The sequence below is a fragment of the Kineococcus haloalkalitolerans genome (assembly GCF_050871905.1).
GTDB lineage: Bacteria > Actinomycetota > Actinomycetes > Actinomycetales > Kineococcaceae > Kineococcus.
The window spans coordinates 1-21019 of the sequence record NZ_JBJLSH010000056.1 but is presented as its reverse complement, the minus strand read 5'-3'; the positions used below and the strand labels follow the sequence as shown (position 1 = coordinate 21019).

Below are 21019 nucleotides of genomic sequence, written 5' to 3'. Positions count from 1 at the left end.
TCCGGTCGTTGGGCATTTAGTTGATTTAAACCTACATTATCCCTTAAAACTTCTAGGCGGACGCGGGCGCGCGCGGGCCCGCGGCGCGCGCCGAGGCCGAGCACCGCCCGGCCGCCGGCGCGGAAAAGGCGCAGGACCCCTCCGGCACTTCCTGAGCGCCTTTTTGACAACGCTCCCGGGGTGCAGCACGATCGCGCCCGGAAGACGTCGGGAACGGGTGGTCGGAAGGGTGCGGGAAATGGCGCAGAAGGTCCAGGTGCTCCTGGTGGACGACATCGACGGCGGGGAGGCGGCGGAAACGGTCTCGTTCGCCCTCGACGGCGTCAACTACGAGATCGACCTGTCCGACGAGCACGCCTCCGCGCTGCGCGACGCCTTCGCCCCGTGGGTGGGCCACGCCCGCCGGGTCGGCGCCCGCACCGGCGGCCGCCGCGGCTCCGGCTCCTCCTCCTCCACCTCGTCCTCCTCCTCGTCCTCGCGGGCGTCGAAGAGCTCCGACGGCCCCTCCCGCGACACCGGCGCCGTGCGCGCCTGGGCCAAGGAGAACGGCTACACCGTCTCCGAGCGCGGCCGCATCTCCTCCGAGGTCCTCGAGGCGTACGACGCGGCTCACTGAGGCCCCGCCGAGGGCCCGCTGAGGTCCCGCGCCCGTCCCGGCGCACCCGCGCGCACCGCGCGCCGACGGCTCCTCCGCTCCGGCGGGGGAGCCGTCCGTCGTCCGGGGGTCGTGCGCGCGGCGGGCGCGGGCGCACCGCTCGGCCGACCCGGCCGCCACCGCACGGCGGACGCGGGCCCGGTGAGGGGGTCGACAGGCTGAGGGCCGTCGTCAGCAGCACGCCCCCAGCACGCCCCGCGGTGAGGAGCAGCACATGATCGAAGCCAGAGGCCTGCGCAAGGTCTACGGCCGCAAGACGGCCGTGCACGACCTCAGCTTCACCGTCCGGCCCGGCATCGTCACGGGCTTCCTCGGCCCGAACGGCTCCGGCAAGTCCACCACCATGCGGATGGTCCTCGGCCTGGACCGCCCCACCGCCGGCCAGGTCCTCGTCGACGGCCGGCCCTTCGCTCAGCACCGCGCCCCGCTGTCCAGCGTGGGCGCCCTGCTGGACGCCAAGGCCGTCCACACCGGCCGCTCGGCCCTGAACCACCTGCGCGCGATGGCCGCCACCGCCGGCATCGGTCGCGCCCGGGTCGACGAGGTCATCGACCTCGTGGGCCTGCGCGAGGTCGCCGCCAAGCGCGCCGGCGGCTTCTCCCTCGGCATGGGCCAGCGCCTCGGCATCGCCTCCGCGCTGCTCGGCGACCCCGCCAACGTCATGTTCGACGAGCCGGTCAACGGCCTCGACCCCGACGGCATCCTGTGGATCCGCAACCTCATGAAGTCGCTGGCCGCCGAGGGCCGCTCGGTGTTCGTCTCCTCGCACCTGATGAGCGAGATGGCGCTGACCGCCGACCACCTCGTCGTCATCGGCAGGGGCCGGCTCATCGCCGACGAGAGCGTGCAGGCCTTCGTCGACCGCGTGCGCCCCCGCGGCGTCACCGTGCGCTCCCCGCAGGTCGCGCAGCTGACCGACCTCGTGCGCGACGCCGGCGGCGAGCTGGAGGCCACCGGCGACGGCGCCTTCGAGGTGCGCGGGCTGTCCGCCGAGCTGATCGGCGACGAGGCCCTGCGCCGCGGGGTCGCCGTCCACGAGCTGCACACCGTCCGCGCCTCCCTGGAGGAGGCCTTCATGCAGCTGACGGCCGACGCCGTCGAGTACGCCGCCCACGCCGGGCCCGGCGCCGGCCCGGCGCTCGACCTGTCCGCCGACCCGTCCACCACCCCGTCCGCCCAGCCCGCGAGCGGCCCGGCGCCCGAGCGCGCCGGCCGCGGCGAGACCCAGCGAGAGACCCAGGAGGTGTCCCGGTGAGCACACCCGTCGCCGACCGGCCGTCCCCGCAGTACCGGCCCGTCGAGCACCGCGTCAGCGCCGCGGGGCTCCTGCGCGCCGAGTGGATCAAGTTCTGGAGCGTGCGCTCCGTCGCCTGGACGATGATCGCCTCGGTCGTGGCGATCGTCGGTCTCGGCGTCCTGCTGTCCTGGGCCCTGCGCGACGTCCTGTCCGACCCGCAGGCCGGTCCGGCGGTGGCCGCGCAGGGCGTCGACGCCACCGCCGCCAGCCTGCAGGGTGCGCAGATGGCGTGGCTGATCGTGGCCGCCGTCGGCGTCATCGTCGTCGCCGGGGAGTACTCCACCGGCATGGTCCGCACCTCGTTCACGACGGCGCCCCGCCGGCTGGGCGTGCTGGCCGCCAAGGCCGCCGTCCTCGCCGTCTCCGTGCTCGTCGTCACGGGCGTCTCGGTGCTCGCGGCCTTCCTGCTCGGGCAGGCCGTGCTCGGCGACCGCGGCGCCTCCCTCGGCGACGACGGGGTGGCCCGGGCGCTCGTCGGCAACGTCCTCGTCCTCGTCGGGTTCGCCCTGGCCGGGCTGGCCGTCGGCGCGCTCATGCGCAACACCGCCGGGGCCGTCTGCACCGTCCTCGCGGCGATCTTCGTGGTGCCGCTGCTGCTCATGGCGGTGCCGGAGTCCTGGGGCGGCGACACGCTGCGCGAGTACTGGTTCTCCAACGCGCCGCTGAACGTGACCCAGGTCACGGAGGTGCCCGTCTACCTGGACGCCTGGGCCGGTGCGGGCGTGTTCGCCGCCTGGGTGCTGGTGCTGCTGGCCCTCGGCGCGCTGGTGCTCAAGCGCCGCGACGTCTGAGGGTCCGCGCGCCCGCGGGGCCGCTGGGCGGGCGCGCGGGTCGCCGGGAGGGGAGCGACCCGCGGAGCCGTCCGCGCGGGGTCCCGTCCCGCCACCGCCCCGCGAGCAGCCGCTCGCGGGGCGGCGCGCCGCTACGCCATGGGCGAACGACCTGGTGGAACAGCCCAGGTCAGGCGCAGGTTGGTCTGGTCAGCGGGGCCGGGAGGGGCTCACGTCCGCGGCCGAGGCGCCGATGGGAGTGAACCTGTCCGACCCCGGGACTAGCATCGGAGTGGTCCGCTGGGGGAGCGCCCCCTGGACCCGACCACCCGCGAGGAGCGCCGCATGTTCGAGAGGTTCACCGACCGCGCCCGACGGGTCGTCGTCCTGGCCCAAGAAGAGGCCCGGATGCTCAACCACAACTACATCGGGACCGAGCACATCCTGCTCGGCCTGATCCACGAGGGTGAGGGCGTCGCGGCCAAGGCCCTGGAGTCGCTGGGCATCTCCCTGGACGCGGTCCGCGAGCAGGTCCAGGAGATCATCGGCCAGGGCCAGCAGGCCCCGTCCGGTCACATCCCCTTCACCCCCCGCGCCAAGAAGGTGCTGGAGCTGTCGCTGCGCGAGGCGCTGCAGCTCGGGCACAACTACATCGGGACCGAGCACATCCTGCTGGGCCTCATCCGCGAGGGCGAGGGCGTCGCCGCCCAGGTCCTCGTCAAGCTGGGCGCCGACCTCAACCGGGTCCGCCAGCAGGTCATCCAGCTGCTGTCCGGCTACCAGGGCAAGGAGCCCGCCACGGCCGGCGGCCCGCAGGAGGGCACCCCCTCGGGCTCGCTCGTCCTCGACCAGTTCGGGCGCAACCTCACGCAGGCCGCCCGCGAGGGCAAGCTCGACCCGGTCATCGGGCGCGAGCCGCAGGTCGAGCGCGTCATGCAGGTCCTGTCGCGGCGCACCAAGAACAACCCGATCCTCATCGGCGAGCCCGGCGTCGGCAAGACCGCCGTCGTCGAGGGGCTGGCGCAGGCCGTCGTGCGCGGCGAGGTGCCCGAGACCCTCAAGGACAAGCAGATCTACACCCTCGACCTCGGCGCGCTGGTGGCGGGCTCCCGCTACCGCGGCGACTTCGAGGAGCGTCTGCGCAAGGTCCTCAAGGAGATCCGCACCCGCGGCGACATCATCCTGTTCATCGACGAGATCCACACCCTCGTCGGGGCCGGCGCCGCCGAGGGCGCCATCGACGCCGCCAGCATCCTCAAGCCCATGCTGGCCCGCGGCGAGCTGCAGACCATCGGCGCCACCACGCTGGACGAGTACCGCAAGCACATCGAGAAGGACCCGGCCCTGGAGCGGCGCTTCCAGCCCATCCAGGTCCCCGAGCCCAACCTCGCCCACGCCATCGAGATCCTCAAGGGCCTGCGCGACCGGTACGAGGCGCACCACCGCGTCTCCATCACCGACTCCGCCCTCGTGGCGGCCGCGACCCTGGCCGACCGCTACGTCAACGACCGCTACCTGCCCGACAAGGCGATCGACCTGATCGACGAGGCGGGCGCCCGGCTGCGCATCCGCCGCATGACCGCCCCGCCGGACCTGCGCGAGTTCGACGAGCGCATCGCCGACGTGCGCCGCGAGAAGGAGAGCGCGATCGACGCGCAGGACTTCGAGAAGGCCGCGTCGCTGCGCGACAAGGAGAAGAAGCTCCTCGCGCAGAAGGGCGAGCGCGAGAAGCAGTGGAAGGCCGGCGACATGGACGTGATCGCCGAGGTCGACGAGGAGCTGATCGCGGAGGTCCTGGCCACCGCCACCGGCATCCCGGTCGTCCGGCTCACCGAGGAGGAGTCCGCGCGGCTGCTCAACATGGAGGCCGAGCTCCACAAGCGCGTCATCGGCCAGAACGACGCCATCCGCGCCCTGTCCCAGGCCATCCGGCGCACCCGCGCCGGCCTGAAGGACCCCAAGCGCCCCGGCGGCTCGTTCATCTTCGCCGGCCCCACCGGCGTCGGGAAGACCGAGCTGGCCAAGGCGCTGGCGGAGTTCCTCTTCGGCGAGGAGGACGCGCTCATCCAGCTCGACATGAGCGAGTTCTCCGAGAAGCACACCGTCTCGCGGCTGTTCGGCTCCCCGCCCGGCTACGTCGGGTACGAGGAGGGCGGCCAGCTGACGGAGAAGGTGCGCCGCAAGCCGTTCTCGGTCGTCCTCTTCGACGAGGTCGAGAAGGCCCACCCGGACATCTTCAACTCGCTGCTGCAGATCCTCGAGGACGGCCGCCTGACCGACTCGCAGGGCCGCACGGTGGACTTCAAGAACACCGTGATCATCATGACCACGAACCTGGGGACGCGGGACATCTCCAAGGGCGTGGCCACCGGCTTCGCGGCCGGTGCGGGTGCGGGCCAGACCAACTACGAGCGGATGAAGTCCAAGGTCAACGAGGAGCTCAAGCAGCACTTCCGGCCCGAGTTCCTCAACCGCGTCGACGACATGGTCGTCTTCCCGCAGCTGACGCAGGAGGAGATCGTCCAGATCGTCGACCTCATGCTCGCCCGCGTCGACGAGCGCCTGAAGGACAAGGACATGGGCATCGAGCTGACGCCCGCGGCCAAGGTCCTGCTCGCCACCAAGGGCTACGACCCGGTGCTGGGCGCCCGGCCGCTGCGCCGGACCATCCAGCGCGACATCGAGGACGTCCTGTCCGAGAAGATCCTGTTCGGCGACCTCAAGGCCGGCCAGATCGTCTCGGTGGACGTCACCGGCGAGGGCCCGGACGCCGCCTTCACCTTCGAGGGCACCTCGAAGGAGGACCTGCCGGTCACCGTCCCGATCGGCGGGGACGACGTCCGCTGACCTCCTGAGCGCACGACGGCCCGGCACCCGCGACCGCGGGTGCCGGGCCGTCGCGCGTCCGGGGAGCGGTCGGGTGCCCCGGGCCGTCCCGCGCTGCCCCGTCCCGCGCTGCCCCCTCCCGCCGGCTCTGCCAGGATCACGCGGGTGGCACCACCAGCGGCACCGGGGGCAGCGCCCGTGCGGGTTCGCCCCGCGCGCACGGCCGACGTGCCGGGCATCCGGGACCTCGTCGAGGCCTACGCGCGCGAGCGCATCCTGCTCGGCAAGGAGCTCATCACCCTCTACGAGGCGGTGCAGGAGTTCGTCGTCGCCGAGGAGGACGCCCCCGGCGGCGCCCGCCTCGTCGGCTGCGGGGCCGTGCACGTGCTGTGGGAGGACCTCGCGGAGGTCCGCACCCTGGCCGTGGACCGCAGCGTCCGCGGCCGCGGCGTCGGGCACCTGCTGCTGGAGGCGCTGCTGCGCCGCGCCGACGACCTCGGGGTGACGCGGCTGTTCTGCCTGACGTTCGAGACGGCCTTCTTCGCCGCCCACGGCTTCACCGAGATCGACGGCACCCCCGTCGCCCCGGACGTCTACGCCGAGATGCTGCGCTCGCACGACGAGGGCGTCGCGGAGTTCCTCGACCTGGCCCGCGTGAAGCCCAACACCCTCGGCAACAGCCGGATGCTGCGCATCGCGCCCGCCGCGACGAGCTGACCCGTCTCCGCCGGGACCCGGGGGTCCGGGGAGCGCGGGGACGGGTGCTCAGGAGCGGGGCAGCGAGAAGGTCCCGTCCTCCAGCGGCTCCACGAGGCCGTCGGCGACCAGCCCGTCCAGGCAGCGCGCGCGCTGGGCCGGGTCGGACGTCCACGCCGCGGCCAGCACTGCCGCGTCCACCGGCCCCTCGGCCTCGCGCAGCACCGCCAGCAGCCGCCCGCGCACCTGCCGGTCCGTGCCCGCCCACGCCTGCGCCCGTCGGGCCGGCCCCTCGTGCTCGGGTCGGCCCGCCGCCACCCACGCGCACCGCGCCAGCAGCGGGCAGGCGGGGCAGCGCGGGGAGCGGGCCGTGCACACCAGCGCGCCCAGCTCCATGACGGCCACCGCCCACCGGGCCGCGGTGGCCTCCTCGTCGGGGACGAGCGCCTCCGCGAGCCGGGACTCCGCGGCCGTCAGGGCCGGCGCGGGTTCGGCGGCGCCGGTCACCGCGCGGGCCTGCACGCGGCGGACGTTGGTGTCCACGACGGCGTGCCGGCGCCCGAAGGCGAAGGAGGCCACCGCCGCGGCCGTGTAGGCGCCGACACCGGGCAGCGCCAGCAGGGCGGCGTGGTCGTCCGGGACCCGCCCGCCGTGCCGCTCCACGAGGGCGACCGCGGTCGCGTGCAGGCGCAGCGCCCGCCGCGGGTAGCCGAGCCGTCCCCACGCGCGCACCGCCTCCCCGGGCGCCTCGGCGGCCAGCGCGGCCGGCTCCGGCCAGCGCTCCAGCCACTCCCGCCAGACCGGCAGGACGCGCACCACGGGCGTCTGCTGCAGCATCACCTCGCTGACCAGGACCCCCCACGGCGTGCGGTCGGGGCCCCGCCAGGGCAGGTCGCGGGCGTGGGTGGCGTACCAGTCGAGGACCTCCGCGCGCAGCGCCCCGGCGTCGGTGCCCGGCGGCAGCCCCGGCGCGGGAGGGGTGCCGGCGCGGCGGACGCCGGAGGCGGTGCGACCGGTGACGGCGGACGCGGTGCGGCGGCTGGCGGCGGGGACGGGGCGGGGCATGACGTCACGGAGTATGCGCCAGGCCCCGGCCGCCCTCCCCACCCGTCGGCACCCCGGCCCGCCCCGGCCACCCCACCCGCTCCCCGCCCGCTCTCGCCCGCCCCCCGCTCCCGCTGTGATCTTGCTGGTAGACCCAGCGAGATCACGGTGATCATGGATGGTGGAGAGGTCACCCGTTCGTGATCACGGTGGGTGGAGGGGTGGGTGAGGGACGGGGAGTGGGGGGTGGGGGACGGGGAGTGACGGGAGTCGCCGGGGGTGCGGCCGCTCGTCCCGCGGGGGCCGGCGCGCGCGGCGTGGCTGCCCGGTGGGCCCGGGCGGGCCGCCTACGGTCGGCGGGGTGAGCAGCCTGGTCAACCCCGTCGGGCCGGAGCGGCGCGGCGTCTACTGGCGCCGGCGCCTCGTCGCGCTCGTCGTCCTCGCCCTCGTCCTCGCCCTCCTCGTCGCCGGCGTCGTCGCCGGCGTGCGGGCGCTGACCGGGACGGAGGACTCGCAGGCCGCCGAGCGGCTCGACCCGGCGCGCACCCAGCCGACCCTCACCCCCGCGGGCGACCCCAGCGGCTCACCCACCGCCGGCACCGGCCAGAGCCCCACCGCGTCGCCGACCGGGGAGCCCACCGACGGGGCCACCGACGGGGCGGGCGAGGCGCCCGTGCAGCCGTGCGCCCCCGCCGGGCTGGCCGTCTCGCTGACCTCCAGCGCCGTCTCCTTCGGCCCGCAGGAGAGCCCGCGCATCAACCTCGTCGTGCAGAACACCGGCGACGCCCCGTGCACCGCCGAGATCGGCTCGGCCACCCGCACCTTCAGCATCAGCGACGCGGCCGGCGCGCAGGTGTGGAGCAGCGCCGACTGCGAGGGCGAGACCGGCTCGCAGGTCTACGAGCTGGCCCCCGCGGGCGCCGAGGGCTCCACCCGCGCGATGGGGATGACGTGGTCGCGCCAGCACTCCGCGCCCGGCTGCTCCGGCGACCAGCCGCGCGCCGAGGCCGGCCAGTACAGCGCCACCGCCACCTGGGACGGCGTCAGCGCCACCCCGCTGTCGTTCACGCTGCTCGACTGAGGGACCGCGCGGGCCCGGCGGACCGGGCCCGCCGCCTCAGACCCGCCGGCTCAGACGTAGCGCTCGAGGATCGAGGACTCGGCCAGCCGGGACAGGCCCTCGCGCACCGCCCGGGCGCGCTGCTCGCCCACGCCGTCGACGGTCATCAGGTCGTCGATGCTCGCGGCCAGCAGCTTCTGCAGGTCCCCGAACTGGTCGACGAGGCGCTCGACGATCGCGCCCGGCAGGCGCGGCACCCGGTGCAGCAGGCGGAAGCCCTTCGGGCTGACCGCGGAGTCCAGCGAGTCCCCGCCGACCGAGAAGCCCAGCACCCGCGCCACCTGCGTCAGGTCGACCAGCTCGCTGGAGCCCAGCGCCGCCAGGTCCTCCAGGACCGCCTCCAGCGGCCCCTCGTGGCGGGTGGCCTCCAGGTAGTCGCGCACGACGAGCTCGCGGTCGGGGCCGACGCCGCCGATCAGCTCGTCCAGCTGCAGGGACAGCAGGCGCCCGTCCACGCCCAGCTCCACGACGTAGCCGGAGATCTCGTCGGCGATGCGGCGCACCATCTCGATGCGCTGCACCACCGAGCACACGTCGCGGACCGTCACCAGGTCCTCGATCTCCAGGGCCGACAGCGTCCCGGTCACCTCGTCCAGGCGCGCGCGGTAGCGCTCCAGCGTCGCCAGCGCCTGGTTGGCGCGGCCGAGGATGGCGTCGGAGCCCTCCAGCACGTAGCGGCGCGCGCCCACGTAGACGGCGACGATCCGCATGGACTGCGACACGGAGATGACGGGGTAGCCGGTCTGCTTGGCCACCCGCTCGGCCGTGCGGTGCCGCGTGCCGGACTCGGAGGTCTCGATGGAGGAGTCGGGGACCAGCTGCACGGCCGCGCGCAGGATGCGCGAGACGTCCCGGTCGCAGACGATCGCGCCGTCCATCTTCGCCAGCTCGCGCAGGCGCGTGGCGGAGAACTCCACGTCCAGGGCGAAGCCGCCGGTGGACAGGGCGTCCACGGTGCGGTCCATGCCGAGCACGATGAGTGCGCCCGTGCGCCCGCGCAGGATGCGCTCCAGCCCGTCGCGCAGCTCGGTGCCGGGGGCGAGCACCGCCAGCGTGGCGCGCAGGACCTCCTCGGGCGTGCGGTCGGCAGTCGCCACCGGTCCCCCTCCGTACGTCGTCGAGGGCGGAGTCTATCGACGACGCGCACCCCGGCAGGAGCGGTGCGCTCCCGGGCGGCGTCCTCGAGCAGCGCGCCCGTCAGCCGCGGTCGCGGCCCTCGCGCGGCAGCAGCCCGGCGATGGCGACGGCCTCGGCGAGGCTGCCGACCTCGTGCACGCGCAGCCCGGCGGGCCCGCCGCCGGAGGGCAGGGAGCCGACGGGCACCACGGCGCTGCGGAAGCCCAGCCGCGCCGCCTCGGACAGCCGGCGCGGCACGCCCGTGACCCGGCGCACCTCCCCGGCCAGGCCCACCTCGCCGAAGGCGACCAGCCCCTCTGGCAGCGGGCGGTCGGCCACGGCGCTGACGACGGCCAGCGCGGCGCCCAGGTCCACCGACGGCTCGGTCAGCCGGACCCCGCCCACGGTGGCGACGTAGGTGTCGCGCTGGGCCAGGCTCACGCCCAGGCGCCGCTGCAGCACCGCCAGGAGCATCGCCACGCGCCCGGACTCCAGGCCGTTGGTCACCCGGCGGGCCGACCCGGCGGCCGTCTCCGTGGCGACGAGGGCCTGCAGCTCGGCCAGCAGGGGGCGGCGCCCCTCCAGCGTCACGGTGATGCAGGTGCCCGGCACCCGCTCGGTCGTGGAGGAGACGAACAGGCCGCTGGGGTCGGGCAGCCCCTCGATGCCGTCCTCGGACAGGTCGAAGCAGCCGACCTCGTCGGTGGGGCCGTAGCGGTTCTTCACCGCCCGCAGCAGCCGCAGCCGCGAGTGGCGCTCGCCCTCGAACTGGCAGACCACGTCCACCAGGTGCTCCAGCGTGCGCGGCCCGGCGATGGAGCCGTCCTTGGTGACGTGCCCGACCAGCAGCGTGGCCATCCCGCGGCGCTTGGCGACCGCGATGAGCGCGGCGGCGACCTCGCGCACCTGCGAGACGCCACCCGCGGCGCCCTCCACCTCCGCCGAGGCGACCGTCTGCACCGAGTCCACGACGAGCAGGTCGGGCGAGGAGGCCTCGACGTGGCCGAGGACGGTGGCCAGGTCCGTCTCGGAGGCCAGCAGCAGCCGGGGACGCAGCGCGCCGATGCGCTCGGCCCGCAGCCGCACCTGGGCGGCGGACTCCTCCGCCGTCACGTACAGGACGGTGCGCCCGGCCCCGGCGGCGCGGGAGGCGGCGTCCAGCAGCAGGGTGGACTTGCCGACCCCCGGCTCCCCGGCCATGAGCACGACCGCGCCGGGGACGAGGCCGCCGCCGAGCACGCGGTCCAGCTCGTCCACGCCCGTCGGGGTCGCCCGCGCGGCCTCGACGTCGACCTCGGCGATCGGGCGGGCGGGCTGGCGGACCACCGCGGGCGCCGTCGTCCGCGCTGCCGCCGGGGCGCCGACCTCCTCGACGGTGCCCCAGGCCTGGCACTCCCCGCAGCGGCCCACCCACTTCGCCGTCTGCCACCCGCACTCGGCGCAGCGGTAGCCGGGGCGGGCGCGGACGGGGGTCTTCGAGGGCATGCCGGCACGCTAGACGGCGCCCCCGACACCAGCTCCGCGGCGCCCCGCGGGCGCCGCGGTCAGCGGGTCACTCGCCGTAGAGGGTCTTCATGGTCGTCATGAGGATGCCCAGCGTGGCGAAGACGAAGCTCGGCACGAAGGCCAGGATCGCCGCGCCGATGCTGCCGCTCTTGCGGTACAGCAGGTACGCCGACAGCACCATGATCAGCGAGCCGACGAGGGTGAAGGCCAGCCCGACGCCGATGCGGCCCACGGGCGCCGCCTCGTACGGGTCCGAGCCCAGCAGGAGGAGCGGGACGACGGCGGCGAGGAAGATGCCGACGACCCAGATCAGCAGGGCGACGACGACCCCGCCGCTCGGCCTGCCCCAGCGGATCGGCGCGAGGGCCCGCTGCTCCTGGTCGTGGGCCGGCGGGCGCTGCTGCGTGCTCATGGGCACATCATCCACGCAGGGGCTCCTCCGGAGCGACCCCGGGTCGGTGCGCGGACGGCCGTCCACCCCACGCTGCGTCGTCGCGCGTGCGTGCGCGGTGACCCGACCGGGTGGTCCTGGCGCCCCGGGCTGCGGTGGCGCCCGCCGCGGGCCGACGGACGGGGGGTGGGAGCGCGCAGCACGGCCGGCCGGTGGTGGACCGGACGCACGGCCGACCTGCGCCGCCTGCCCGGCGACGAGGAGCGCGCCTACCGCGAGCACGCCGCGGCCGAGCGCGCCCGCAGCTTCGCGCCGACCGCGCTGCTGGGCCTGGCCCTGTTCGACGCGTACGCGCTCGTCGACGTCCTGCTCGCCCCGCAGGTCGCCGCCCTGTCCGCCGCGCTGCGCCTGGGCGTGGTCACGCCCTTCGTCCTCGTCGGGCTCCTGCTGCGCCGCCGGCACCTGGCCCGCCGCCCCGCCAGCCGCGTCGACGGCCCGTTCGTGGCCGCCAGCGCCGTCCTGAGCGTGCTGGTGCTGGGCGTCGTGCAGCGCCAGGACCCGACCGCCCTCGACGGCGGCTACCTGCTGGGCGTGCAGGTCATCACCCTGTTCTACGTCGTCCTGGTGCGCAGCGACGTGCGCCAGGCGGCCCTCGTGGTCGCCTCGCTCCTCGCTGCCGTCGCCGCCGTCCTGGGCACCGGCGCGGACCCGCTGTGGCTGCGCGTCTCCGTGGCCGTGCCCGTCGTCGTCTGCGGCGCCTTCGGCCTCGTCATGGCCGCCGACGTGGAGGCCGGCGCGCGCCGGGCGTTCCGGGCCGTGCGGCGCGAGCGGGCGCTGGCCGCCGAGCTGGCCGCCGCCAACGCCCTGCTGGCGCGCGACGCGGGGGCCGACGCCCTGACGGGCGTCCTGAACCGCCGCGGCCTCCAGGCCGCGCTGGACGGCCTCGACGGCGCCCCGTGCGGCGTCCTCATGGTCGACGTCGACCACTTCAAGGCCTTCAACGACCGCGCCGGGCACCAGGCCGGCGACGAGTGCCTGCGCCGCGTCGCGGGCGCCGTCGCCGCCGCCGTGCGCCCCGGCGACCTCGTCGCCCGCTACGGCGGGGAGGAGTTCGCGGTGCTGCTGCCGGGGGCGGGTGCGGCCGAGGCGCTGGCCGTGGCCCGGCGCGTGCGCGTCGCCGTGGCCGCCCTCGGCGTGGTGCACCCCGCGCGCCCGGACGGGCGGGCGGTCGTCACCGTCAGCGTGGGCGCCGCCGCCTGCGCCGAGGGCGCGCGCGCCGGGCTCGGCGCCGCCGACGCCGCGCTGTACGAGGCCAAGGCCGCCGGCCGCGACGCCGTGCGGGCGGGCGCGGGCGCCCCGGCGGTGGCCCGGTGGGCCTGGTGAGCGCCGCGGCGGGCGGTCGGGGCGGGGTGGGCGGCGCCTGGCGCCGGCGCCGTCAGCGCCGGCTGCTGCGCGGGGCCGGCGCGGTGTCGGGGGCGGTGTACGAGGCGCTGGCCCGCGAGGCCACCGACGTCGTCCTGGTCACCGACGTGGCGGGTACCGTGCGGTTCGCCTCCCCGGCGGTGGTCCGCGCCCTGGGCGTGCGGCCGGAGGACCTGCTGGGCCGGGACTGCTTCGACTGGATCGACCCGCGCGACGCGTCCGCCGTGCGCGCCCGGATCGCCGGTGCCGTGGCCGGGAGCACCGCGGCCGGCGAGCACCGGATCCTCACCTCCGCCGGCACCCGGTGGGTGGAGGTGCGCTTCAGCGACGCCCGCGCCGTGCCCGGTGTCGGCGGCCTCGTGTGGAACTGCCGCGACGTCACGCGGGCCCGCGAGCAGGCCGACGCGCTGCGCGCGGCCGCCCACACCGACGCCCTGACCGGGCTGACCAACCGCCGCCGCCTCGTCCAGCTCGTCGCGGAGGCCGCCACCGCCACGGGCCCGCTGCGCCGCGACCTGGGCCTGGTGCTGCTCAACCTCGACGGCCTCAAGCTCGTCAACGACTCGCTGGGGCACCGCTGCGGCGACGAGGTCGTGCGCACCGCGGCCCGGCGGCTGCGCCCCCTGCTGGGGCCCGCGGACGTCCTGGCCCGCCTGGACGGCGACGAGTTCGTCCTGCTGCACCGCGCGGCGGTGCAGCAGGACCCCCGGGACCCGCAGCGCCCGGGGGAGGGGGCCGCGGACCGGCTGCGCCGCGAGGTGGACCGGCTGGCCGCCCGCGCGCTGCAGGAGGTGGCCCGCCCCGTCGTGCTGCAGGGGCGCCCCACGGTGGTCACGGCGAGCGCCGGCACGGCCGTCGCGCCCGCCGCCGGCACCGGCACGCCCGACGGCGAGGAGGTCGCCAGCGCCCTGCTGCGCGGGGCCGACGTCGCGCTGCGCGAGGCCAAGCAGCGGGGCGGGGCGCGGGCCGTCGCCTTCCGCCCCGGCCTGCGCGAGGCCGCCTCGCAGCGCGAGGCGCTGGCCGCCGACCTGCGCTCGGCGGTGGAGCGGGGGCAGGTCCACGTCGAGTACCAGCCGCAGGTCGACCTGGCCACGGGCCGCACCGTGGGCCTGGAGGCGCTGGCCCGCTGGCACCACCCCGTGCGGGGCCTCGTGCCGCCGGGCGTCTTCGTGCCCGTGGCGGAGGAGACGGGGTCGGTGCTGGGGGTCGGCCGGCACGTCCTGGCGCGGGCGCTGCGCGACCTGCGGCACCTGGACGCGGCCACCGGCAGGACGGACCTGGAGGTCGGCGTCAACGTGTCCGGCCGGCAGCTGGCCGACCCCTCGCTGGTGGACGCGGTCCTGGCGGAGCTGCGCGCCGCGGGCACGGCGCCGCACCGCCTCGTGCTGGAGGTGACCGAGAGCGCCCTGGTCACCGACCTCGACGCCGGCAGCGACGTGCTGCGGCGCCTGCGCGAGCACGGGGTGCGCGTGGCGCTGGACGACTTCGGGACGGGCTGGTCGTCGCTGTCGTACCTGCGCCGGCTGCCCGTGGACGTCCTGAAGATCGACAAGTCGTTCGTGGACGACCACGGCGACCGGGCCGCCGCGGCGCTGCTGGGCGGCATCGCGTCGCTGAGCACCGCGCTGGACCTGCTGACGGTGGCCGAGGGCGTGGAGGACGAGGCGGCCGCCGCGGCGGTGCGGGCGGCGGGCTGCGGCTGGGGCCAGGGGTACCTGTGGGCGCGGCCGATGCCGCTGGAGCGGGTCGTCGACCACCTGCTCGCCGAGGCGGCCGGGACGGCCGGCGGGGCGCCGCGGCCGGGCGCTCAGAACCGCTTGGAGCGCACCACCACGGCGTAGTCGACGCGCAGCCCGTCGTGCTCCGCGAGGAACTCCGCGGCCAGCCGGGGGCCGAACTCGATGCGCGCGACGGCCTCCAGGTCCTCGCGCCGCTCGAACTCCCACGCCACGTCCAGGCTCGTGCGCTCCCAGCCGCGGCGGGCGAAGAAGCGGTCCACGGCCAGCTGGTCCCAGCCGGGCACGGTGCGGGAGAACCAGCGGCCGACGGTGGAGCGGGAGGCGTCGTTGTCGACGACGAACGCGGCGCCGCCGCGGCGCACGACGCGGTCCAGCTCGGCCAGGCCCGGCTCGCAGCCGGGCCCGAAGAAGTACGCCCACCGGGCGTGGACGACGTCGACGCTCGCGTCGGGCAGGGGCAGGGCCGCGGCGCTGCCGTGCAGGACGCGCACGCCGGGGGTGCCGGCGACGCGGGCCAGCGCGCGGCGCAGCAGCGGCGGGTGGGGCTCGACGCCGGTGACGGTCCGGGCGGTGCGCGCGAAGCGCGGCAGGTGGAACCCGGTCCCGCAGCCGACGTCCAGGACGTCGGCGCCGGCCCAGTCGCGCACGGCGCGCACGGCCTCCTCGATCAGCCCGCCGCGGTCCACGGCGAGGTTCTCCCGCTCGTAGACGTCGGGGTGCTCCCACACGTTGGGGCTGGGCACCACCCCCGGCAGCGTCACGGGGACCTCATCGCGGAGCGCCCGCCGGGTGCACGGTCAGCGGCAGCAGCCGCCGGTGCGCGGTGGTGCGCCCGGAGCGGGCCAGCAGCCCCTCGCAGTGCCGCGCCAGCTCCTCGAAGGCGCCGTCGCCGACCATCTCCCGCAGCTCCGGCTCCATGCTGCGGAACACCGGCCGGGAGCCGACGTGGGCCAGCGGGCTGCCGGTGCAGTACCAGTCCAGGTCGTGACCGCCCTCGCCCCAGCCGCGGCGGTCGTACTCGGCGATCGTCACCTCCAGGTACTCGGTGCCGTCGCCGCGGGTCACCGTGCGGTAGGAGCGCTTCAGCGGCAGCTGCCAGCACACGTCCGGCTTCAGCGTCAGCGGCTCCACGCCCTCGTTCAGGGCCAGCAGGTGCAGCGCGCAGCCCGCGCCGGCGGCGAAGCCGGGGCGGTTGGCGAAGACGCAGCCACCGTCCACGACGCGGGTCTTCAGGGCGCCGTCCTCCAGCTCCGTCCAGCCGTCCGGGCCGCGGCCGGCGGCCTCGAACTGCCAGGTGGAGGCGTCCAGGCGCTCCACGGCCGCGGCCACGCGCTCGTGGTCGGCGGGCTCGGTGAAGTGCGCGCCCAGGGCGCAGCAGCCCACGTCGGGGGAGTCCGCGTCCACGCCGCGGCAGCCGCGGCCGAACACGCACGTCCAGTCCGAGGTCAGCCACGTCAGGTCGCAGCGGTAGACGGTGTCCGCGGCGGCGTACGGGTCCTCGGCCACGTCGTCCGGCTCGGGGAACTCCACCCACAGCCGGGGGCCCTCCAGCGGGACCTCGGCGGGCTCCACGGGCTCGGGCGGGCCGGCCGGCGCGGGGCGGGCGCCGGTGGCGGGGGCGGGACGCGCTGGCACCCGACGAGGGTAGGCCGGGGTGAGCGCGGTGGGAGCGCGCGGGCGGCCCGGTCCCGCCCGGTACGGTTCCCGGATGCGCTTGGGCGTTCTGGACGTCGGCTCCAACACGGTCCACTTCCTCGTCGTCGACGCCCACCCCGGTGCCCACCCGATGCCGGTGTCCTCGGTGCGCTCGCTGGTGCGCCTGGCCGAGCACCTGGACGACGCGGGCGCGCTGCGCCCCGAGGGCGTGGACGCGCTGACGCGCGCGGTGGAGGAGTCGGTGCGCGCCTCCGAGGACGCCGGCGTCGAGGAGTGCCTGTCGTTCGCCACCTCCGCGGTGCGCGACGCCGTCAACGGCCAGGAGGTCCTCGACGGCATCGCCGAGCGCACGGGGGTGCGCCTGGAGGTGCTGCCCGGCCGCGCGGAGGCGGACCTGACGTTCCTGGCGGTGCGCCGCTGGTACGGCTGGTCGGCCGGGCGGCTGCTGGTCCTGGACATCGGCGGCGGGTCCCTGGAGATCGCCGTCGGGCTGGACGAGGTGCCCGACGTGTCGGTGTCGCTGCCGCTGGGCGCCGGGCGGCTGACGCGCGACCGCCTGCCGGGCGACCCGCCGAAGGCCGAGGCCGTGCGGGAGGCGCGCCGTTACGTGCGCCAGCGGATCGGCGCCGCGGTGCGCGAGGTGGCGCGCGCGGGCGAGCCGGACCTCGTCGTCGTCACCAGCAAGACGTTCCGCAGCCTGGCCCGCCTGACCGGCGCCGCGCCGAGCGCCGAGGGCCCGCGGGTGCGGCGCACGCTGCGGCTGGACAAGCTCGCGCCCTGGGTGCCGAAGCTGGCGACGATGAAGGCCAAGGCCCGCCAGGACCTGCCGGGCGTCTCCGTCGAGCGCGCGCCGCAGCTGCTGGCCGGGGCGCTGGTGGCCGAGGCCGCGTTCGAGCTGCTGGGCGTGGAGGAGGCGCTGGTGGGCCCGTGGGCGCTGCGCGAGGGGCTGATCCTGCGCCGGCTGGACGCCATCGGCGCCGAGCGGGCGCCCGTGCGCGAGCGCACCGGCGCGGGTCGGGCCTAGCGTGGACCCCGTGCACCCCGTCCAGCCCGCAGCGGGGGGTCGTCCCCCGGTGGGGCTGTCCACCTCCTGCTCCTACCCCGAGTCGACGACCGCGGCCTTCGAGATCGCCGGGCGGCTCGGCTACGACGGCGTCGAGGTCATGGTGTGGACGGACCCCGTCAGCCAGGACGCGGGGGCGCTGCGCCGCCTTGTCGAGCACTACGGCGTGCCGGTGCTGTCGGTCCACGCGCCGACGCTGCTGCTGACGCAGCGCATCTGGGGCCGCGGGGACCCGTGGGGCAAGGTGGAGAAGAGCTGCGAGGTGGCCGCCGAGCTGGGCGCCGGCACGGTCGTCGTGCACCCGCCGTTCCGCTGGCAGCGCGAGTACGCGGCCGGGTTCGTGGAGGGCGTGCGGGCGCTGGAGGCCAGCACGGGCGTGGTGCTGGCCGTGGAGAACATGTTCCCGTGGCGCGCCCGGGGCCGGGAGGTCGTGGCGTACGCGCCCGGCTGGGACCCCACGCACGTCGGCTACGACCACCTGACGCTGGACCTGTCGCACGCGGCGACGTCGGGCCGGAACTCCCTGGAGCTGACCCGCGCGTTCGGCGAGCGCCTGGCGCACGTGCACCTGTGCGACGGGTCGGGGTCGATGAAGGACGAGCACCTGGTGCCCGGGGACGGCGCGCAGCCGTGCGCGGAGGTCCTGCAGCACCTGGCGGCCACCGGGTTCACCGGCGCGGTCGTCGCCGAGGTCAACACGCGCCGGGCCCGCGGCCGGGCCGCCCGCGAGCACGAGCTGGCCCGCACGCTGGCCTTCGCCCGCGAGCACCTGGCGGCCCCCGCCACCACCCCCGGGGCGGGCGCGTGAGCGCGGCGCCCGCGGGCGGGGGCACGCTCGCGCTGGTCGGCGCCGGCGTCATGGGGCAGACCCTGCTGGGCGGGCTGCTGCGCGCCGGCCGCGACCCGGCCAGCGTGCTGGTGGTCGACCGCCGCGCCGGGCGCGCGCGCGAGCTGCACGAGCGCTTCGGCGTGCGCGTCGTGGCCGCGGGCGTCGGCGCGGGCGCCGGGGAGGGCGTGGCGGCGGTGCGCTCGGCCGACACCGTCGTCGTGGCCGTCAAGCCGCAGGACATCGCCGAGCTGCTGGACGCCCTGGCCCCGCACCTGCGCGACGACGTGCTGCTGGTGTCGCTGGCGGCCGGGGTGACGACGGCGGCGGTCGAGGCGCGGCTGCGGCCGGGCACGGCGGTCGTGCGGGTCATGCCGAACACGCCGTCGCTGGTGGACGAGGGGATGGCGGGCCTGGCGGGCGGCTCGTCGGTCTCCGACGAGGACCTGGCCACGGCCGAGCAGCTGATGCGCTCGTGCGGGCGCGCGGTGGTGCTGCCGGAGAAGCACCTGGACGCCGTGACGGCGCTGTCCGGGTCGGGCCCGGCGTACGTCTTCTACGTGGTGGAGGCGATGGTCGAGGCGGGTGTCCTGCTGGGCCTGCCGCGGGCCACGGCCACGGAGCTGGTCGTGCAGACCGTCGTGGGGGCCGGGGCGATGCTGCGCGAGACGGGGCAGCACCCGACGGTGCTGCGCGAGCAGGTCACCTCACCCGCGGGCACGACGGCCGCGGCGCTGCGCCAGCTGGACGACTCCGGGGTGCGGGCGGCGCTGGTGTCGGCCGTGGAGGCGGCGTGGGCGCGCTCGCGGCAGCTGTCGGGGGACTGACGGTGCGGACGGCGGGCTGTCCGGGGGCGGGTGCGGTGGGTAGCGTGCGCGCATGCGTCCCGCCGGCCAGGTCGTGACCCCTGCCGAGGGGTCCGCCGCGGCGGACCCGCGGACCGGGGCGGGCGCTCCGGCGCCGGACGCCGCGCCGGACGCGGTCAGGGTCGTGTGGGACCCGGTGTTCAACCAGTACGACTTCGGCCGCTGGCACCCGATGGCGCCCGTGCGCCTGGACCTGACGGCCCGGCTGTGCGAGGAGCTGGGGCTGTTCGCCCGCGAGGGCGTCGAGGTGGTCAGCGCCCGCCCGGCCTCGGACGAGCTGCTGCTGCGGGTGCACGAGCAGGACTACGTGCGCGCGGTGCAGGCGGCCTCGGCGGACCCGCGGGTGGCCGAGGCGGTGTTCGGGCTGGGCACCGAGGACGACCCGGCCTTCCCCGGGATGCACGAGGCCGCGGCCCGCATCGTGGGCGCCTCGGTGGACCTGGGGCTGGCGCTGCTGCGCGGCGAGGCGGCGCACGGGGTGAACTTCTGCGGCGGCATGCACCACGCCAAGCCGGGCTGCGCGAGCGGGTTCTGCGTCTACAACGACGCCGCGGTGGCGATGCGCGCGATGCTCGACGCGGGGGCCGAGCGCGTGGCCTACGTGGACCTGGACGTGCACCACGGCGACGGCACCGAGGCGGTCTTCTGGGACGACCCGCGGGTCCTGACGATCAGCGTGCACGAGTCGGGCACGACCCTGTTCCCGGGCACGGGCTACGCCGACGAGCTGGGCGGGCCGGACGCGCTGGGCTCCGCGGTGAACCTGGCGCTGCCGGCGGGGGTGCGCGACGGGGACTGGCTGCGGGCGGTGCACGCGGTGGTGCCGCAGCTGGTGCGGGCGTTCGCGCCGGACGTGCTGGTCACCCAGCACGGCTGCGACACCCACGCGCTGGACCCGCTGGGCCACTTCGCCGTCTCGGTGGACGCCCAGCGCGCGGTGGCGCGCTCGATGCACGAGCTGGCGCACGAGGCCGCGGGCGGGCGGTGGCTGGCGCTGGGCGGCGGCGGGTACGAGGTGGTGGACGTGGTGCCGCGCACGTGGGCGCACCTGGTCGCGGAGGCGTCGCGGCAGCCGCTGGAGCCGGCGACGCCGGTGCCGCCGGGCTGGCGCCGCTACGTGGAGGAGCTGACGGGCCGGCCGGGACCTGCGTCGATGACGGACGGTGGCAGCGCCACCTGGACGGGCTGGGAGTCCGGCTACGACCCGGACGCCGCGGTGGACCGGGCGGTGCTGGCGACGCGGCGGGCGGCGTTCCCGCTGCACGGGCTGGACCCCGAGTTCGACTGACGTGTTCGACCGAGCGTGACCGCGCCGGGCCTCGTCGTCGCCGTGCGTGAGGTGCTTGCACCGGCCAGATAGGTGACTGTCGGTAGTGATTTGGACACGGAGATCTTCCACGGGGGTCACTCCTGCCCCTATGGTGGAGGTGTGAACGCGCCCCGACCGGGCCGGCCGGTCCGGACGGCGGGCCGCCGGTGCGCGACTGAGGGGTGTGCGTGGTGATGCCTGAGGACCGCCCGCTGTCCGACGTCCGCTTCCTGACCGTGGCGGAGGTGGCGTCGATGATGCGCGTGTCGAAGATGACGGTCTACCGGCTCGTCCACAGCGGTGAGCTGCCCGCCGTCCGCGTCGGCCGCTCCTTCCGCGTGCCCGAGGACGCCGTCCACGAGTACCTGCGCCAGTCCTTCATCGACACCGCCTGAGCCGCCCGGGGGAGCGCGCGGGCGCCGGGACCCGCCGCGGCCGGTAGACTCCCGTGCGGTTCGCCGCGTCGCAGCGGCGCGAGCAGGCACCGCGAGAAGCACCGTCGAGTGAGCGAGGACCCCTTGGGCTCTGTCATCAAGAAGCGTCGCAAGCGCATGGCGAAGAAGAAGCACCGCAAGCTCCTGCGGCGCACGCGCCACCAGCGCCGCAACAAGAAGTGAGCTGACACCGGCTCCACCGCGAGGGGGGGGGCCCCGCCGGGGGCCCGCCGGAGCGGCGGGCCCGGGGCGCCGGCGGGGGCCGCCTGCGGGGGCGCGCGGC

The 21019-nt window shown here is 76.4% G+C and carries 20 protein-coding genes; 14 read left to right on the top strand and 6 right to left on the bottom strand.

Going from position 1 to position 21019, the window contains the following annotated elements:
* The first annotated feature begins 238 nt into the window (after positions 1-238).
* From ACRYMY_RS17520 to ACRYMY_RS17500, 5 genes are all read left to right on the top strand, one after another.
* On the top strand, positions 239-616 hold the full coding sequence (locus tag ACRYMY_RS17520; protein ID WP_432548501.1) for a histone-like nucleoid-structuring protein Lsr2: 378 nt from the start codon (positions 239-241) through the stop codon (positions 614-616).
* Between the two features lie 253 nt (positions 617-869).
* Positions 870-1910: an ATP-binding cassette domain-containing protein gene (locus tag ACRYMY_RS17515; protein WP_432548500.1), complete on the top strand. Its 1041-nt coding sequence runs from the start codon at positions 870-872 to the stop codon at positions 1908-1910.
* Positions 1907-2743: an ABC transporter permease gene (locus tag ACRYMY_RS17510; RefSeq protein ID WP_432548499.1), complete on the top strand. Its 837-nt coding sequence runs from the start codon at positions 1907-1909 to the stop codon at positions 2741-2743. Before ACRYMY_RS17515 ends, ACRYMY_RS17510 begins: the two co-directional genes overlap by 4 nt.
* Positions 2744-3067: 324 nt before the next feature.
* Complete coding sequence (locus tag ACRYMY_RS17505; RefSeq protein ID WP_432548498.1) at positions 3068-5569, top strand: ATP-dependent Clp protease ATP-binding subunit; 2502 nt, start codon at positions 3068-3070, stop codon at positions 5567-5569.
* Positions 5570-5713: 144 nt separating this feature from the next.
* Positions 5714-6265: an amino-acid N-acetyltransferase gene (locus ACRYMY_RS17500; RefSeq protein WP_432548497.1), complete on the top strand. Its 552-nt coding sequence runs from the start codon at positions 5714-5716 to the stop codon at positions 6263-6265.
* Between the two features lie 48 nt (positions 6266-6313).
* Here ACRYMY_RS17500 and ACRYMY_RS17495 read toward each other — a convergent pair whose 3' ends face one another.
* Positions 6314-7309 (bottom strand): HhH-GPD family protein, encoded by a 996-nt coding sequence (locus tag ACRYMY_RS17495; RefSeq protein ID WP_432548496.1) that lies wholly within the window; start codon positions 7307-7309, stop codon positions 6314-6316.
* Positions 7310-7649: 340 nt separating this feature from the next.
* Between ACRYMY_RS17495 and ACRYMY_RS17490 the strand changes: the two genes are divergently transcribed.
* Positions 7650-8369, top strand: a complete 720-nt coding sequence (locus tag ACRYMY_RS17490) for a hypothetical protein (protein WP_432548495.1) — start codon at positions 7650-7652, stop codon at positions 8367-8369.
* Positions 8370-8419: 50 nt separating this feature from the next.
* Here ACRYMY_RS17490 and disA read toward each other — a convergent pair whose 3' ends face one another.
* The 3 genes from disA to ACRYMY_RS17475 all read right to left on the bottom strand — a co-directional run bounded on the left by disA (position 8420) and on the right by ACRYMY_RS17475 (position 11442).
* Positions 8420-9505 (bottom strand): DNA integrity scanning diadenylate cyclase DisA, encoded by a 1086-nt coding sequence (disA, locus tag ACRYMY_RS17485; protein ID WP_369054955.1) that lies wholly within the window; start codon positions 9503-9505, stop codon positions 8420-8422.
* Positions 9506-9605: 100 nt separating this feature from the next.
* Complete coding sequence (radA, locus tag ACRYMY_RS17480; RefSeq protein ID WP_432548494.1) at positions 9606-11009, bottom strand: DNA repair protein RadA; 1404 nt, start codon at positions 11007-11009, stop codon at positions 9606-9608.
* A 67-nt stretch (positions 11010-11076) separates the two neighbouring features.
* Complete coding sequence (locus tag ACRYMY_RS17475; protein WP_432548493.1) at positions 11077-11442, bottom strand: hypothetical protein; 366 nt, start codon at positions 11440-11442, stop codon at positions 11077-11079.
* 165 nt (positions 11443-11607) lie between these two features.
* On the opposite strand from ACRYMY_RS17475, the gene ACRYMY_RS17470 reads away from it, so the two are divergent.
* Both ACRYMY_RS17470 and ACRYMY_RS17465 read left to right on the top strand, forming a co-directional pair.
* Positions 11608-12804: a GGDEF domain-containing protein gene (locus tag ACRYMY_RS17470; protein ID WP_432548492.1), complete on the top strand. Its 1197-nt coding sequence runs from the start codon at positions 11608-11610 to the stop codon at positions 12802-12804.
* Entirely contained in the window at positions 12801-14684 is a 1884-nt protein-coding gene (locus ACRYMY_RS17465) for a putative bifunctional diguanylate cyclase/phosphodiesterase (RefSeq protein WP_432548491.1), read from the top strand. Before ACRYMY_RS17470 ends, ACRYMY_RS17465 begins: the two co-directional genes overlap by 4 nt.
* On the opposite strand, the gene ACRYMY_RS17460 is transcribed toward ACRYMY_RS17465, so the two are convergent.
* Both ACRYMY_RS17460 and ACRYMY_RS17455 read right to left on the bottom strand, forming a co-directional pair.
* A complete protein-coding gene (locus ACRYMY_RS17460) occupies positions 14651-15337 on the bottom strand; it encodes a class I SAM-dependent methyltransferase (RefSeq protein ID WP_432548504.1) in 687 nt (228 codons plus the stop codon). The two genes, ACRYMY_RS17465 and ACRYMY_RS17460, sit on opposite strands and share 34 nt — an antisense overlap.
* A gap of 13 nt (positions 15338-15350) precedes the next feature.
* Complete coding sequence (locus tag ACRYMY_RS17455; RefSeq protein WP_432548490.1) at positions 15351-16217, bottom strand: hypothetical protein; 867 nt, start codon at positions 16215-16217, stop codon at positions 15351-15353.
* Between the two features lie 73 nt (positions 16218-16290).
* On the opposite strand from ACRYMY_RS17455, the gene ACRYMY_RS17450 reads away from it, so the two are divergent.
* The 6 genes from ACRYMY_RS17450 to ACRYMY_RS17425 all read left to right on the top strand — a co-directional run bounded on the left by ACRYMY_RS17450 (position 16291) and on the right by ACRYMY_RS17425 (position 20919).
* Entirely contained in the window at positions 16291-17262 is a 972-nt protein-coding gene (locus ACRYMY_RS17450) for a Ppx/GppA phosphatase family protein (protein ID WP_432548489.1), read from the top strand.
* Positions 17263-17272: 10 nt separating this feature from the next.
* Positions 17273-18109 carry a sugar phosphate isomerase/epimerase family protein gene (locus ACRYMY_RS17445; RefSeq protein ID WP_432548488.1) on the top strand — a complete coding sequence of 279 codons (837 nt, stop codon included), beginning with the start codon at positions 17273-17275 and terminating at the stop codon, positions 18107-18109.
* Positions 18110-18159: 50 nt separating this feature from the next.
* Entirely contained in the window at positions 18160-18954 is a 795-nt protein-coding gene (gene proC, locus ACRYMY_RS17440; RefSeq protein ID WP_432548503.1) for a pyrroline-5-carboxylate reductase, read from the top strand.
* Positions 18955-19165: 211 nt separating this feature from the next.
* Positions 19166-20281 carry an acetoin utilization protein AcuC gene (locus ACRYMY_RS17435; RefSeq protein ID WP_432548502.1) on the top strand — a complete coding sequence of 372 codons (1116 nt, stop codon included), beginning with the start codon at positions 19166-19168 and terminating at the stop codon, positions 20279-20281.
* 215 nt (positions 20282-20496) lie between these two features.
* Positions 20497-20697: a helix-turn-helix domain-containing protein gene (locus tag ACRYMY_RS17430; RefSeq protein WP_369054943.1), complete on the top strand. Its 201-nt coding sequence runs from the start codon at positions 20497-20499 to the stop codon at positions 20695-20697.
* A gap of 123 nt (positions 20698-20820) precedes the next feature.
* Entirely contained in the window at positions 20821-20919 is a 99-nt protein-coding gene (locus ACRYMY_RS17425; RefSeq protein ID WP_012085056.1) for a 30S ribosomal protein bS22, read from the top strand.
* Positions 20920-21019: the final 100 nt, after the last annotated feature.

Coding starts and splice junctions, on each gene's coding strand:
- ACRYMY_RS17495 (WP_432548496.1), bottom strand. CDS start 7,309: ATGCCCCGCCCCGTCCCCGCCGCCAGCCGCCGCACCGCGTCCGCCGTC.
- radA (WP_432548494.1), bottom strand. CDS start 11,009: ATGCCCTCGAAGACCCCCGTCCGCGCCCGCCCCGGCTACCGCTGCGCC.
- ACRYMY_RS17505 (WP_432548498.1), top strand. CDS start 3,068: ATGTTCGAGAGGTTCACCGACCGCGCCCGACGGGTCGTCGTCCTGGCC.
- ACRYMY_RS17430 (WP_369054943.1), top strand. CDS start 20,497: ATGCCTGAGGACCGCCCGCTGTCCGACGTCCGCTTCCTGACCGTGGCG.
- ACRYMY_RS17435 (WP_432548502.1), top strand. CDS start 19,166: ATGGCGCCCGTGCGCCTGGACCTGACGGCCCGGCTGTGCGAGGAGCTG.
- ACRYMY_RS17515 (WP_432548500.1), top strand. CDS start 870: ATGATCGAAGCCAGAGGCCTGCGCAAGGTCTACGGCCGCAAGACGGCC.
- ACRYMY_RS17520 (WP_432548501.1), top strand. CDS start 239: ATGGCGCAGAAGGTCCAGGTGCTCCTGGTGGACGACATCGACGGCGGG.
- proC (WP_432548503.1), top strand. CDS start 18,160: ATGGGGCAGACCCTGCTGGGCGGGCTGCTGCGCGCCGGCCGCGACCCG.
- ACRYMY_RS17475 (WP_432548493.1), bottom strand. CDS start 11,442: ATGAGCACGCAGCAGCGCCCGCCGGCCCACGACCAGGAGCAGCGGGCC.
- ACRYMY_RS17450 (WP_432548489.1), top strand. CDS start 16,291: ATGCGCTTGGGCGTTCTGGACGTCGGCTCCAACACGGTCCACTTCCTC.